Here is a 15,499-nt window from a genome sequence, read left to right on the forward strand (position 1 = left end):
TTATCTGTCAAATTTCTTATCAAGTTCTGTTAAAGTAATGGTTTGTATAACGGGCTTGCCACTAATGCTAAAGTTAGGTGTTTTACAAGCAAATAATTGCTCAATAAGTGTATTCATCTCCTCCTGTCCTAAACTTACGCCACTCCTTATTGCGCTGTTTCTTGCCATACTACGGGCAAGAGCATCTCTTTTATCCAGCTTTAACTCTTGCTGTGAGTTTTTGAAGCCTTCAATGAGGTGTTCAAAAAGCTGTGTTTCATTGATATTACTACTACCCAAATCAACCGGAATACCTTCAATCACGAGGGTGTTACGGCCAAACTCACGTACCTCAAAGCCGAGGCTTTTAATATCTTCCAACAAGCTTTTAGCAAGTTCAAAATCATTAGGACTTAAGGTTACTGTTTGTGGAAATAAACTTTGCTGAGAGGCTCCTTTCCGATCTTCCAGGTGTACAATAAAACGTTCATAAAGTATCCTTTCGTGGGCAGCCTGCTGGTCAATAACCATTAATCCTGACTTAATTTGTGAGACTATATAACGGTTATGGACCTGCATTAATTGTTTTTGCAGTGGCCTGAAATTATCATCAGCATCATCTCCAGGTATTGCCATTGTTGCTTGCGTTGCAGGGTGGTGATTGGCAATCTCATAAAGGGATCCCCAGTTTTTAGTGCTCCCACTCCTGGATTCAAAACCACCTCCATAAGATGGTGTCCTTTCCAAACCTTTCTCCCCTGCAAAAGGATTAAATTCTGGATTAAAACTTATAGTTGGCGGAACAATATCTTCGGGGGCTTTAGGCGTAATCATATTGCTAAATCCTGTCTCCACGTCGAAATCTATTGTTGGAGTAATGTTAAATTTGCCTAAAGAGCGTTTTATCGCAGAATGGATAATAGCGTATATTGATTTTTCCTCTAAATATTTAATTTCGGTTTTCGTAGGATGCACATTGACATCGATCTTTGCAGGGTCAATGTCAATAAACAAAACATATAAAGGGAAGTTTTCATCAGACAACAATTCCTGGTAGGCTTTATTTACTGCATGGTTAAGGTAGGCATCCTTGATGTACCGGTTGTTGACAAAAAAGAATTGTTCACCCCTGGTTTTTTTCGCAAATTCAGGTTTACCAATATAACCCTTAATGTTGATGATGGAGGTTTCTTCCTCCACTGGAATTAACCGCTCATTGTAATTATTACCAAACAAGTGTATGATCCGTTGTTTCAGCGATGCTGAAGGTAGGCGGTATATTTCTATTCCATCATGGTGCAGCGTAAAAGCAATACCAGGGTTGGCCATTGCTATCCTTTGAAATTCATCAATGATATGGCGCATTTCGGCAGGATTGCTCCTCAAAAAATTTCTCCGGGCGGGGGTATTGAAAAACAGATTCTTAACGGAAATACTGGTTCCCGGAGCCGTGGCAACGGGTTCCTGCTTTACGAATGTTGACCCCTCTATTTCAATCAGGGTCCCAATTTCATCTTCATGTCTGCGGCTTTTCATTTCTACCTGCGCAATGGCTGCAATAGATGCCATAGCCTCGCCACGGAAACCCATGGTACGGATGGCAAAAAGATCTTCGGCCTTCCTGACTTTTGAAGTTGCATGTCTTTCAAAACACATGCGTGCATCGGTTACACTCATGCCACAGCCATTATCAATGACTTGCAGCAGCGCTTTCCCTGCATCTTTTAATATCAATTGTATCTTATTCGCTCCTGCGTCTATCGCGTTCTCTAATAGTTCTTTTACTGCCGAGGAAGGACGTTGAACGACCTCTCCTGCTGCAATTTGATTTGCAACACTTTCGGGTAAAAGTTGTATAATATCTGACATTTATTATCTTCGGTAAAGGTTGCTAATTTAGCTAAAATAAGCCTTAACCACATGGCTTTTCTTTAATTTGACTGTAAATTGAGAGGTGAATACATCATTTTTTATACCTTTAACAGGAGTAATATTTATACTTTAACTATATCATCATTTTTATAACTTAAAATATATGAACAAATATTTAGTCGGCCTTACTTTCTGTATTTTCTTACTGAGTAGTTGCCTTAGTAAAAAGGCAGACTTAATTATTTATAATGCCCGGTTATATACTGTTAATGAAAAATTCGACATCGTACAGGCCATGGCCATTAAGGAGGGTAAAATTATTGCCTTAGGTACTGACCAACAAATTAGAAAAGAATTTACTGCCACACAAGAAGTTGACGCACAGGGAAAAGCAGTTTATCCTGGTTTTATTGATGCACATGCCCATTTTTATGGCTATGGTGAAAGTTTACAAACAGCCGATTTAAATGGAACAAACAGTTGGGAGGAAGTTTGCCAAAGGCTGAGGGAGTTTGCAAAAACGCATCCAAATGGATGGCTGATTGGTAGAGGTTGGGATCAAAATGACTGGAGTAAAAAGGAATTCCCTGATAAATCTGAACTCGATAAACTATTCCCAAACCGTCCGGTAATCCTAACGCGCATCGATGGTCATGCCGCCATTGCGAATCAACAAGCATTAACAGCTGCTGGAATTAAAGATAGTTATACGCTAACCGGTGGTGAAATTGTTGCTAAGAATGGCAAACCTACTGGGTTATTGATTGATAACGCAGTTGATTTAGTAAATAGAAAAATCCCTGCAGCCACTACTGCACAAACCGAAAAAATATTACTGGACGCACAAGAGAAATGTTTTGCTGTAGGCTTGACTACCATAGATGATTGTGGTGTTGATGCAGACCTTGTAGGCCTAATTGAAAAGCTTCAGGATTCAAAAGCCTTAAAGATGAGGCTATATTTAATGCTGGCAGATAAAGAAGCTAATTACGACTACCTCTTCAAACGGGGTGCGGTTAAAACTGAACGTCTAAATGTCCGTTCTTTTAAAGTTTTTGCAGATGGCGCTTTAGGATCAAGGGGCGCATGCTTATTACGGCCTTACCACGACATGCCCAATAAAAGTGGCTTTCTTTTGAGCAGTCCACAGCATTTTGAAGCCGTAGCAATACAAATAGCAAAACATGATTTCCAAATGTGTACACATGCCATTGGTGATTCTGCTAACCGCAGCATACTTAAAATTTATAACAAAGTTTTAGGTGGTAAAAACGACAAACGCTGGCGCATAGAACATGCACAAGTAGTGGCACCCGAAGATTTTGATCTCTTTGGAAAAGCTAATATCATACCTTCGGTTCAGCCAACTCATGCTACTTCAGATATGTATTGGGCAGGTGATCGTCTCGGTAAAGACCGTGCAAAAGGGGCTTATGCCAACCAGCAATTGCTGCAACAAAATGGCTGGCTGCCACTGGGAACAGACTTCCCTGTTGAAGACATTAACCCTATCTTTACTTTTTATGCCGCGACAGTTAGAAAAGATGCAAAAAATTATCCTGTAGCTGGCTATCAAATGGATAATGCCTTAAGTAAAGAACAAGCTTTAAAAGGGATGACCATCTGGGCTGCAAAAGCGAACTTTGAAGAAAAAGAAAAAGGAAGTCTAGAAAAAGGTAAATTTGCAGACTTCATTATCCTTGATCAGGATATGATGACAGTTTCAGCCTCTTCAATTTTAAACACACAAATATTAAAAACCTATATTAATGGAGAAAAAGTATATGAGAAAAAATAACTTGTCTAGGATTCTTACAATCAGCTTTATTTCACTTTTTGCATTTAGCGCTTGTGCACAGGATCATAGAAAAAACGTTAACAGGCTTGCCGATATAAATACGGCTATAAACAATACCGTATTATTGAATAACCAGAAAAAACTGGTCCCAATTCTTAACTTAGATAGTAACCAAATTGCGTCCGTAAGCCTTGGCTATTTAAATCAGTTAACGGTAGATACCCTATTAAACAAATACGCGAAAATAACTTCTTTTTCTGCAGCTAACTATCCTAATGCCAAAAGCCTAATCGACCTGGAAGATGACCTCAAATATTTTAATACAGTTATCATCTCTATTTCAGATCACGACACCTCCAATGAACGGTACCTAGATTTCATCCATTCATTAGCCAGATACAAGCGGATCATTGTTTCATTTTACGGAAAAGGCAACAGGTTGTCATCCTTTGATGACATCACAGCACCCATTATTTGGTCTTCTGACAATAATATTGAAGCGGCGTTAATTGTGCCACAAATAATTTTTGGTGGCATAGCCGCTTCCCATACTTTAAAGAAGGGTTATTCTCCAAAATTCACTATTGGCTCAGGATTTACAACTGCTGTTACCCGTCTAAAATACACCGTGCCTGAAGATGCTGGGGTTAATAGCGATGACTTAAAAGAAATAGACAAAATTGCGGCAGAAGCTATTTTGGCTAGAGCAGCACCTGGTATGGTCGTTTTGGTGGCTAAAGATGGTAAGGTAATTTTTAATAAGGCTTATGGCAACCATACTTACGACAATGACGCTTTACCAGAAAAAACAACAGACATTTTTGACTTGGCTTCGGTTACTAAAGTTAGCGCAACAACCCCATCGGTGATGCGTTTATTTGAAGAACAAAAATTAAATCTTGACACAAATATTGGAGCCTATATTCCAAAGGCAAGGCTTTCACCAATGAAAGATATTCATTTACGTGAAGTTATGTTACACCAGGCTGGCTTTATTCCATACATCCCTTTTCAAAATTTCATAAAACCTGAAGACTTTAGTACTGATTCTTCATCACTATTTCCAACTAAAGTTGCCGATGGTTATTACGGTAGGAAAGGTTATTTCAAGGACGTTATGTGGCCTAAAATGCTAGGTTCACCTATTAAAACACGTGGGAAATATGTTTATAGTGACATAAGTATGTATGTAATGAAGGATATTGTAGAGCGCATAACCGTAATGCCTTTAAACGACTATGCTGCAAAGAACTTTTATGCTCCTCTGGGTATGCAAACGGCAGGTTTTTTACCACGAAACCGGTTTTCAAGGGCGCAAATTATCCCTACGGAAAATGATACTTATTTCAGGAAAACATTATTGGTTGGCTATGTACATGACCAGGGCGCCGCTCTTGTTGGTGGCGTTTCCGGCCATGCAGGTTTATTCTCGAGCGCAAATGATATGGCTATCTTCTACCAAATGCTGTTGAACAAAGGAACCTATGGTGGCCTGCAATACTTTAAACCTGAAACCGTAAACATGTTTACCGCTAAACAATCCAACCTCAGTAGAAGAGGCCTTGGCTTTGACCGCTGGGATTCAGACACATCAAAAAAATACCCATCAGACCTGGCTTCATCGCAAACCTTTGGTCATACTGGCTATACCGGAACCGCTGTTTGGGTGGATCCTTCTAGAGGATTGGTCTATGTATTTTTATCGAACAGGGTGAACCCAGGAGTTTCAGAAATGTTAGGAAAACTGAAGATTAGGGGAAGGATACAAGATGTAATTAATTTAGCCATCGACAAGAGTAAAAATTAAATGATCTATTCAAAGGCTGAAATCTTTTGCCGGAAAAGGCAAAACCTTTCTATGCCTTTTCATAGACATTGAATTTTTTCCGAAAAATTGCAGAATTGGGAGGTGATGAATAGTAACCTTGCAGTTCTTTATATATTAAAAATCAAGCGCTTTACCGGATCTTCACATAAAAATACTTTTAAATCAAATCAGGTGATTTACCGGCTCTTCGCATAAAAATACTTTTAAATCAAATCAGGCGCTCTACCTGCTCTCCGGATAAAAATACTTATTCTACTAAATGGCATAGAAAGTTTTGCCTTTTCAGGCAAAAAATTTCAGCCATTTAGTAGAATAGTATTTTTACTTTTTCAATCCGATTTCGCGCAACCTTTCATCCAAATACTCCCCCGCGGTTATATCCTCATACACCTTCGGATGTTCTGCATCCACACAGGTAGCTAAACTTGTTAAATCCATATCTGCTCTTGGATGCAAAAAGAAAGGAACAGAAAAACGAGATGTCTTCATCAATTCTCGTGGAGGGTTCACTACCCGATGAGTGGTAGAACGAAGTTTGTTATTCGTTAAACGCTGCAGCATATCTCCAACATTAACCACTATATCTGAGTGATGGGCCTTAATAGGCAGCCACTCTTTACTTCTTGTCAACACTTCCAAGCCATCAGCACTCGCACCAATTAACAAAGTAATCAGGTTGATATCTTCATGTGCACCAGCACGTACCGCATCAGCTGGAATAGTTTCTGGCGATTCAATAGGAAAATAATGTATCCCTCTTAAGATAGAATTCCCATTATGCACATGCCCGTCAAAATAACTGACAGGTAAACCCAGGTATGTGGAAATAGCAGACAATAAATGCTTGCCATTATCTTCCAATTTTTTGTAAATTTCACGGGTTACGGTATTGAATTCAGGTATCTCTTCTAAATATTCATTTTCAGGATACTCATTTTTTATCGCATCACCATCTGAAACCTCCTGACCAATCTGCCAAAATTCTTTTAAATCAGCCGTTTTAGCACCTTTAGCAGTTTCTTTACCCGGACTAGTATAACCTCTTTGCCCGGCCAACTCGGCTTTTTCATATTTCAGTTTCACCTCTTTTGGCAGGGCGAAAACAGCTTTAATATTTTCATAGAGCTTATCTATGAGCTCCTGACTAAGGCCATGATTGGTAATGGTTACAAAACCAGAGTCATTGAAAGCCCTGCCCAGTTCATCAGAAAATTGCTTACGCTCCTCTTCAGTTCCGTTGATGTAGGAACCCAGGTCTAAACAAGGTATATATGGTGTTGACATGTTAATTTGTTTTTTTGTGACTAACTCAAAATTAGGAAACAATTGTTAATAAATAACAGATAAACGAGTAAACCAACAACAACTGACTAATAATAAACACTTTAAGTTATTAACAAGTTCAGCAAATAGTAGCTTTCTTAAAAGAAATAATATCAGTAAATTGTAATTAAAAAATAGATTACAGGATTAAAAAAACTAAGATGGTTCATGATACGTAACTTTAATAAATTAAATGAATATGAAATATTTATCAATTATGGTTTTAATCCTTTTATCCGTTACCAATACTGATGCGCAGCAGAAAAAATTAGAGAAGGCAACTTTTGGAAACGGCTGCTTTTGGTGTTCAGAAGCTGTATTTCAACGTTTAGATGGAGTTGTTAGCAATAGGTCTGGTTATGAGGGCGGTGCAATACCAAACCCTACGTATGCAGAAGTTTGCACTGGCACCACCGGGCATGCAGAAGTAATTGAAGTCACTTTCGACCCGAATAAAATTACATACGACGAGCTATTGAATGTTTTCTGGAAAACACATGATCCTACCACCCTAAACCGTCAGGGTGCAGATGTAGGCACACAATACCGTTCGGTAATTTTCTACCACAATGAGTCACAAAAGGCAATTGCAACTCAGTACAAAAATGAGTTAAATAAAACCAATGCTTTTGGAAAACCAGTGGTTACAGCAATCAATAAAGCAGAGACTTTCTATGTAGCAGAAAAATACCACCAAGATTATTTTAACAATAATAAAGACCAACCCTATTGCCGTTTGGTAATTTTGCCAAAACTTGATAAGCTGGAAAAAGTATTTAAAGAAAAACTTAAAAAACAGTAAACACCATCGTCATCAGCCCATGATGGCGCTTTATATGTTAACAAAACAGCAAGCACTTACGAAATAAGTGCTTGCTGTTTTTCTATAGAAAAAGTAATTTAAAAGATATGTCACTTTCCATAAATAAAAAGAGCAGGCTATCCTCTTTTTACAACCTTTTAAAACAAGCATTAAAAGGCGAAGATGTTGACTTAACTTCGATTGGAATTAACCGGGCAATTATTTTACTAGCCATTCCGATGATGCTGGAAATGGCAATGGAATCCGTATTTGCCCTAGTAGATTTATATTTCGTGGGTCATTTAGAAAACAGCAGTCATGCCATACAAACTGTTGGCCTAACAGAATCCGTTTTAGCCATCATCTATTCTTTAGCGATTGGATTAAGTATGGCTGCCACTGCAGTTGTAGCCCGTAGAATTGGAGAAAGAAATCCAGAGGCAGCAGCAAAGGCAGCCATGCAAACTATTATTATAGCCGTAATCATCAATATAATTATCAGTGTAGCAGGTGTGTATTACGCAAGAGAAATCCTCTTGCTCATGGGTGCATCGGCAGAAACAGCCGAACATGGCACACCTTTCATTCAAATTATGATGGGCGGGAGCATAATCATCGTATTGCTGTTCTTAATTAATGGAATTTTCAGAGGCGCTGGCAATGCCGCCATCGCTATGAGAAGTTTGTGGATAGCAAATATCGCAAACATTATTCTTTGTCCGATACTCATTAATGGTTTTGGCGCTATACCAGCTTTCGGTTTAACTGGTGCGGCAATAGCCACAAGCATTGGTCGTAGTATTGGCGTCATCTATCAGGTTTATCATTTATTCAATGGTAAAAATGCTTTAAAAATTAGTTTAAGCTATTTCATTCCTGACTGGCGACAAATTAAAGCGATTATAAAAATTGCAGCACCAGGTATTTTTCAATTCATAATTGCAAGCTGCAGTTGGATATTTTTGGCACAATTAGTTGCAACAACAGGTGGCGATAAAAGTTCTGCGGGGTATCAAACTGCATTGAGGTTAATGATGTTCTTCCTGTTGCCCGCCTGGGGCTTAAGTAATGCAGCAGCAACATTGGTAGGACAAAACTTGGGTGCCGGTCATTTAGATAGAGCTGAAAAGTCTGTTTATCAAACCATGAAATATATCGTCGTATTTTTAGGTTTCGTAAGTTTGCTATTTTTAACTTGCGGCCATCTCTTTGCCGCAATATTTACAAATGATCGACAAGTAATTGCAGTTGCAACACAAGCTTTACAAATTTTAAGTGCCGGTTTTATCATTTACGGCATAGGAATGGTTTTAATAAGTGCATTTAATGGCGCTGGCGATACCTGGACACCAACAAAAATTAACATCTTCGCATTCTGGATATTTCAAATACCCTTAGCGTATTTTTTGGCGAAGTATTTAGAAATGGGTCCAAAAGGAGTATTTATTGCTATACCAATTGCAGAAGTTGGAATTGCACTTGCCGCTTTTATTTTGTTTAGGCGAGGTAAATGGAAGAAAACAATCGTATAAAAAAGGCGCCCTAAATACCATCGTCTTTAGGGCGCCTTTTTAAAGTTATATTATTAAACAAAATCGTTAAGGGAATTTAACGCCTCTGTATTTGGTAACATCAACCGTTGGAATACTTGATTTATAAGTAGTGTTTATAGCTTTAATGAATGCATTGGCGGTAATTGCATAACCCATTGGAGTTAAGTGAACCCCGTCTAAAGAGAAAAGATTACCAGTAATAAAAGAAGAACTTACCATAGCCCCGTTCACTGCTTTTCCAATAGTTTTGCCATTAGCATCAGTGGCACTATATTCTTTTAGCATTTCAAAAGCATCCATCAATGCCAAACCTTTGGCAGCCGCTACAGATTTAATGGTCGTATTGTAAGCATTTACATAGTCATTTACCAGCAACACTTCATCTTTATCTAATACCCATTTAGTTTCAATTGGGTTTAAAGGATGTAAGCCATAAGGAATTCCAGCATTAGGCACACCAATAACATTGGCAGAACTTAACGTTAGGGTAAATAAATCTGCAGTAGTAGCAGCTCTGGTAACATTAGCACCAGTTTTTATGTACAATGTTGTTACTGCAGCACCCGCCGCAGTTGCACGAACGGCAGCAAGCAACGAAGTCAAAGTAACAGTATTAAAATAAGGAGTTTTAGTTACATCTGGAATGGTAGCCACCACACCTTTAGCCCCTTTAGCTACCAATTTATTAACTGTTGCATTGTACAAGGCAGTAAAATCAGCTTTTGGTGTTGGCACATCTCCTGCACCGCCAGAACTGGCATAACCTAATATATCATTGTTACCTAACCACATGCTAAAAAAAGTATAGGGTTTTGCGGTTACAAAATCAAGATAGGTTGTGTTATTGCTACCCGCATTACCTGGAAGGAGGCGTTCAAAATAACCATTTAAGTTACCATAGGGAGCATAATTAACTTGCATCAGTTTTATTCCAGGCACACCATAATTATTAATTTCGCCTGCATATTTAGTGTATAAGGTTACGTTACCAAACCCAGGCATTGCCACCTGACCACGAATAGCTAAATTACTCGTTTCTGTTGCAATAATAGGCGTACCATTGGGGTTAAAACCGGTTAGTTTCACATAACCAGAGCCGTTTGCCTGCGCGTCGGTAAAGAAAGGAGTAGCGAAACTACCGCCGCCTACACTTTTCATTTGCGCAGCCAGCATTTCAGGAAATGAATTTTTCTGTCCATCAAGGTATAAACCTCCATCCGCATAACCTGAAGTCAGTGAATTACCGATAGCGATATAGCGTGAAAAATCTGCGTTCCCTTTATTAGGAACAATAGTATCTATTGATGCTTTACAAGAGGCAAGTGCCAGAAAGGCAACGGCCAGAATGCTTTTAAAAAAATAGGTTGATTTCATAATGTCTCTCAATTGATAAATTAGAATTTATAAGATATAGCAACCCCAGGAATGTAGGCAACTGTTTTAAATGTACCGTTCAAGCCAGTTTCAATGTTGGCTTCAGTTCTTGCCACCACATTTTCATACAAAAATGAAAAATCTACACCAAGTCTTTCCGTAGGTTTGTAACCAACACCTGCACTCAACAACAAACGGTTGGCATCAGGAACTTCGGGTGTTACATAACCTTTGCTCACTGGTGTTAAGGCATAACCTATACCAGCACGTAAAGCTATTTTAGCTGTAGTTTGGTTTTCGACACCTAGACGAAAGGTCGCAGCATCATGATAATTACGTGGTGACTTTGTATTTTCCACCCTTTGATTGTTATCATATTCAAAAGCAAGTTCTTTATATTTATTCCAATGAACCCAATTAACATCCAGCGCAATAGTAGTTTTCTGTGAGGGATAAAATCCAAAACCTATAGAGCTTGTTGCTGGCAATGGGAGATTCGCATTGAATTTAGTTGGAAATCCTGAAGCCAAGGCACCGGGAACATCAAATATAGCATCTCCATCTTTAACTGATGCCGTAACCTGAGAGCGATGCGTAATACCAATAGACACGCCAGAAACTGTTTTAACGTAAAGACCAGCATTCCAGCCAAAATCATGTGCATCACCCTTTAACTGTGCAGTAGCAGATTGGCCATTGTTCAGTGTAATAGGCACTGCACGCTTCAAATCAACCTTACCCATCGAATAAACCAATCCTGCACCAATACCAATATTGTCCGTTATTTTTAAACTTAAAGTAGGCTGGATATAAATCGCTTGCAAGTCTAAAGAAGTAACGGTGTACTTTCCACTCCAGTTTTCATCCCAGTGCATTGCACCTCCAAAAGGGGTATAAACGCCTAAACCAAATCTTAAACGGTTTTCTGGAGAACCAAAAACGGCATAAAGTTGTAAAGGTGTTGGCACTTTATTCTTATTGCGCTCCACACGATCGGTGCCAGCTTCATTAAATGCTGACTTTAAAAAAATCGGACTAACACCACCTTGTATGCCATTCTGTTTCAAGAAAGTAACCGCACCTGGATTAAAAAATACCGCTGCTTCATCCATGGCTACACCGGTACCAGCGCCAGCCATTCCAATTTGTTTTTGTCCCTGAAGGTTTACTTGGTAAGATTGGGCGAAACCCCAAACAGGAATTACCAATAAAAAACTGATTAAAATCTTTTTCATAGTATTTGGTTAAATATTAAAATGCACTGCTAAGCTACAAAATCCAGCAATATAATTATGCATGCATAGCAAAGAAACGAATTTTCATTTAATAGTCAAAAGACTTTGAAGATTTCTTATCCTTAATTTACAAAACTACATTTACAGCCAAATAAAATAAATCTATATGAGTTTGATAGAAGCCTTAAACTGGCGTTATGCAACAAAGAAAATGAATGGCATTGCGGTGCCACAAGAAAAAGTTGATCAAATTGTTGCCGCTGCACATCTGGCTCCAACATCTTCAGGGTTACAACCCTTTAAAGTAATCGTAGTTACTAATCAAGAATTAAAAGAAAAAATTGCTGCCATTGCATGGGGACAGCAACAGATTATAGATTGCTCTCATTTACTGGTTTTTGCTGCATGGGACAATTATACTGAAGAAAATATCAGGGCGGTATTTGCACACGCCAATGCAGAGCGGAATTTACCAGCAGCCACAACTGCTGATTATGAAAACACCCTTATTGCAAACTACACAAACAAAACTGCTGAAGAAAACTTTAACCATGCGGCCAAACAAGCTTATATTGGTTTTGGCGTTGCCCTGGCAGAGGCTGCTTTACTAAAAGTTGATGCCACGCCAATGGAAGGTTTTGATGCCAGTAAACTAGATGAATTATTGAATTTAAAATCACTTCATCTGCGAAGCACCACATTAATGCCTTTAGGCTATCGTGAAGAAAATGGAGATTGGTTATTGAACTTGAAAAAAGTGCGCACTCCTTTAACAGAATTTGTTATTGAACTGAAATAATTACCATCAAATTTATACTAGAGAGCCTGCATCTTAAATCATGATCAGGCTCTTTTTTTATAACAACATTTTTATTAGAAAAAAACCTATCCCATCCCTCGACATTTAAAAAATGTCAAAATATGTTAAACACCCTTTTAAATGAGGTAGCTAAGAGCCTAAATGAATATATTAGCAAAATCAACACGTTAATTTACATTCATGAGGTATCTAAAATTTGTTTCTGCTTTGATTTTAGTAAGTATCAGCTTACAGTTTTCAGCATTTTCACAGCAAGACACGACAACTTTAAAGAACATTATAAAGAAAACAAGCAAGCTTCCCGAACTATATCCTGTGGAGAAAGTCTACCTGCATTTCGACAAACCCTACTATAGTGTTGTAGACACGATCTGGTTTAAAGCCTACCTTACTTCAGAACAAAACCAGCCATCTCAGCTCAGCAAAATCCTTTATGTGGATGTCATGAACAGTCAGGATTCCCTGGTTTCTTCTTTGAAATTCCCTGTCAGCAATAGCGTCGCATTTGGAAACCTTCCTCTAGACCAAATTAACTTTAAACAAGGAAATTATTATGTAAGGGCCTACACGTTATGGATGCTAAACTTTGACCCGGAGTATTTTTTCACGAAAACAATCCCTGTTGGTGTAGCCGTTGATAAAGAATTGTTAACTCATTTTACCTACTCCATAGACAAATCAACTAAAGATCAGGCTATAAATGCCCGTATTCAATATAAAAACGCAGAAAAAGTTGCCTATGCTAATAAAACAGTTAACTGGAAAATGATTTCAGCTTATGATGTGGTAGCAAAAGGCAGAGGCACTACAGACCAAAATGGTGTGCTGAACCTCAATATTAGCACACGGAAAAATGAACCCATAAAAAAGGGCGAACTCGTTACCGATATTAGTGTAGCCGATAATGAAACCCTGAGTTCCAGTTTTGAAGTTAAACCAAGTTATGACGACAATGACATCCAGTTTTTCCCAGAAGGGGGAGAAGTTGTTTTAGGCGTACCAACCCAGGTAGCTTTCAAAGCAATAAACCCTAAAGGATTGGGCATAGCCTTAACAGGTACTATTGTTGATCAGGATGGCAATCAAGTTACTACCTTAACTTCCGGACATGGAGGCATGGGTGCTTTTTACCTGAATACAGAAGCAGGAAAAACGTATAAAGCCAATATCAGCTTTAAAGATGGCACCAAGAAAACCGTAGAACTGCCTAAATCTGTGGCATCAGGCATTACTTTACAAGTAAACAATGCAAATAGCGAGGATATTAACCTTAAAATTGTAGCCAACGACGCATTTTTTCAACAAAATAAAGATAAAGGGGTATATATAGTAGCCCAAAATGGTGGTATAATTTATTTTGCGGCACAAACAGCTTTGCAAAATCAGGTCATCACAGCTAAAATACCTAAAGATAAATTCCCTTCCGGTATTATTCAGATCACTTTGTTTTCTGCCACAGGAGAACCTGTTAGCGAGCGATTAGTATTTATTTTACATGCAGCAGCATTAAACTTGAGTGTAAAAACAGATTTACCAACGTATAAGCCCCGTCAGAAAGTGAAAATGACGTTTACTGCTAAAAATGCAACGGAAACAGTGGCTGGAGACTTCTCTATTGCCGTTACTGATGAACAAAAGGTTCCTGCAAATGAAGATGCCGCAACTACTATTTTCAGTTCATTACTGCTTAGTTCAGACCTCAAGGGTTATTTAGAAAAACCAAATTATTACTTTAACAAAACCGATAATAAAAAGCTGGCAGAGCTGGATATCCTGATGTTAACCCAGGGTTACCGCCGATTTGCATATAAGGAAATCCTTGCTGATAAATACCCTAAAGTCGCTTACCTTCCTGAGCAGGGCATGAACATTACCGGAACCTTGAGAGACCGTACAGGCATGCCTGTAAAAAAAGCAGGCTTACGATTAACTATTCCTGGTAAAACATACTCTTCAGAAGCCCTAACCAGTCCTTCTGGCATATTTAACTTTCAAAACCTTAATTTCCCCGATTCCTCACAAGTAATCATCAGTGCCAAATATGGTTCAAATGGCAGCAATTTAATGATCATGGTAGATCCAGCACCCATGGCCGCTATTACTTTTAACAGAAACATGCCAGAAGAGGTACAAAACATTGACAGTACATTAAATAACTATTTAAGTAACAGCAGAAAACAATACAGCTACATGCGCCAGTTAAAAGAAGTAGTCATCCTAGGTGCACCGATCAAAAAAATCAGCCATTCAGATTATAGTGCTTTATCATCTCTGTCAATGATGGCCGATCATTTAATTGATGGCACAAGGCTTAGCGGCTGTAACGACTTACTCTCTTGTTTAAGAACCATGGCGATGGGTTTAACCTTTGAGGAAAACAATTTTTACATCAGCAGAGATTTTAATGCAGGCAGAAGAACACCGGTACAGGTTTTTGTGGCTGGTTCACCGGTCGACTTATTTTCTATTAACACCGTCAATATTTCTGAGATAGAATCCATTGAAATCTTTCTGAAAGATGAACTCGGTACCGTTAACCGTACTTATGGTACTAATGGTGTTATTTCCATTAACATGAAGGTCATTAAGAAAGAGAAAATGAGTTTAGCAGACCTGAGGAAATTACTTCCTCAAAATAATATCGTTACCATAAACCCCAAAGGATTTAGTAAACAAAGAGAATTTTATTCACCAAAACACACCACACCGAATTCAACGGCTAAAGATTTAAGAAGTACTATTTACTGGAACCCAAGTATTGTTACCGATGCCACGGGGACGGTTTCTTTTGAGTTTTACAATGCAGAGGGCAAAGGAAACTACAAAGCCGTTGTAGAAGGGTTAGATAAAAACGGCAACCCTGGCCGTTTTATCTACCGATATATAGTTAAATAAATGCCAATCCAGGGCGCGCA

General features: G+C 38.5%; 10 protein-coding genes. 6 read left to right on the plus strand and 4 right to left on the minus strand.

The annotated features are described in order from the left end of the window. A complete protein-coding gene (mutL, locus tag AAKU52_RS05360) occupies window positions 1-1,848 on the minus strand; it encodes a DNA mismatch repair endonuclease MutL (RefSeq protein WP_354331034.1) in 1,848 nt (615 codons plus the stop codon). Between the two features lie 166 nt (window positions 1,849-2,014). Here mutL and AAKU52_RS05365 point away from each other — a divergent pair, with 166 nt between their 5' ends. Together AAKU52_RS05365 and AAKU52_RS05370 are read left to right on the plus strand one after the other, a co-directional pair. Continuing rightward, window positions 2,015-3,649, plus strand: coding sequence for an amidohydrolase (locus AAKU52_RS05365; RefSeq protein WP_354331036.1), 1,635 nt, complete (start codon window positions 2,015-2,017; stop codon window positions 3,647-3,649). Then, on the plus strand, window positions 3,621-5,456 hold the full coding sequence (locus tag AAKU52_RS05370) for a serine hydrolase domain-containing protein (protein ID WP_354331038.1): 1,836 nt from the start codon (window positions 3,621-3,623) through the stop codon (window positions 5,454-5,456). The genes AAKU52_RS05365 and AAKU52_RS05370 overlap by 29 nt, the downstream gene beginning before the upstream one ends. 342 nt (window positions 5,457-5,798) lie before the next feature. On the opposite strand, the gene AAKU52_RS05375 is transcribed toward AAKU52_RS05370, so the two are convergent. Next, entirely contained in the window at window positions 5,799-6,761 is a 963-nt protein-coding gene (locus tag AAKU52_RS05375; RefSeq protein WP_354331040.1) for an isopenicillin N synthase family dioxygenase, read from the minus strand. Between the two features lie 238 nt (window positions 6,762-6,999). Between AAKU52_RS05375 and msrA the strand changes: the two genes are divergently transcribed. Beyond that, the gene (msrA, locus tag AAKU52_RS05380; RefSeq protein WP_354331042.1) at window positions 7,000-7,602 is read left to right on the plus strand and encodes a peptide-methionine (S)-S-oxide reductase MsrA; all 603 of its coding nucleotides are present in this window, start codon (window positions 7,000-7,002) and stop codon (window positions 7,600-7,602) included. A 107-nt stretch (window positions 7,603-7,709) separates the two neighbouring features. Beyond that, on the plus strand, window positions 7,710-9,134 hold the full coding sequence (locus tag AAKU52_RS05385) for an MATE family efflux transporter (protein WP_354331044.1): 1,425 nt from the start codon (window positions 7,710-7,712) through the stop codon (window positions 9,132-9,134). A gap of 66 nt (window positions 9,135-9,200) precedes the next feature. Here the strand turns inward: AAKU52_RS05385 and AAKU52_RS05390 are convergent, their stop codons facing one another. Both AAKU52_RS05390 and AAKU52_RS05395 read right to left on the minus strand, forming a co-directional pair. After that, on the minus strand, window positions 9,201-10,529 hold the full coding sequence (locus AAKU52_RS05390) for an SGNH/GDSL hydrolase family protein (RefSeq protein WP_354331046.1): 1,329 nt from the start codon (window positions 10,527-10,529) through the stop codon (window positions 9,201-9,203). A 20-nt stretch (window positions 10,530-10,549) separates the two neighbouring features. Further along, entirely contained in the window at window positions 10,550-11,764 is a 1,215-nt protein-coding gene (locus tag AAKU52_RS05395; RefSeq protein WP_354331048.1) for an OmpP1/FadL family transporter, read from the minus strand. A 166-nt stretch (window positions 11,765-11,930) separates the two neighbouring features. Here AAKU52_RS05395 and AAKU52_RS05400 point away from each other — a divergent pair, with 166 nt between their 5' ends. Together AAKU52_RS05400 and AAKU52_RS05405 are read left to right on the plus strand one after the other, a co-directional pair. Continuing rightward, a complete protein-coding gene (locus AAKU52_RS05400; protein ID WP_354331050.1) occupies window positions 11,931-12,563 on the plus strand; it encodes a nitroreductase family protein in 633 nt (210 codons plus the stop codon). Window positions 12,564-12,764: 201 nt separating this feature from the next. Further along, the gene (locus AAKU52_RS05405) at window positions 12,765-15,479 is read left to right on the plus strand and encodes a carboxypeptidase regulatory-like domain-containing protein (protein ID WP_354331053.1); all 2,715 of its coding nucleotides are present in this window, start codon (window positions 12,765-12,767) and stop codon (window positions 15,477-15,479) included. Window positions 15,480-15,499: the final 20 nt, after the last annotated feature.

Origin of the sequence: Pedobacter sp. CG_S7 (genome assembly GCF_040544395.1) — a bacterium.
Classification (GTDB): Bacteria; Bacteroidota; Bacteroidia; order Sphingobacteriales; family Sphingobacteriaceae; genus Pedobacter.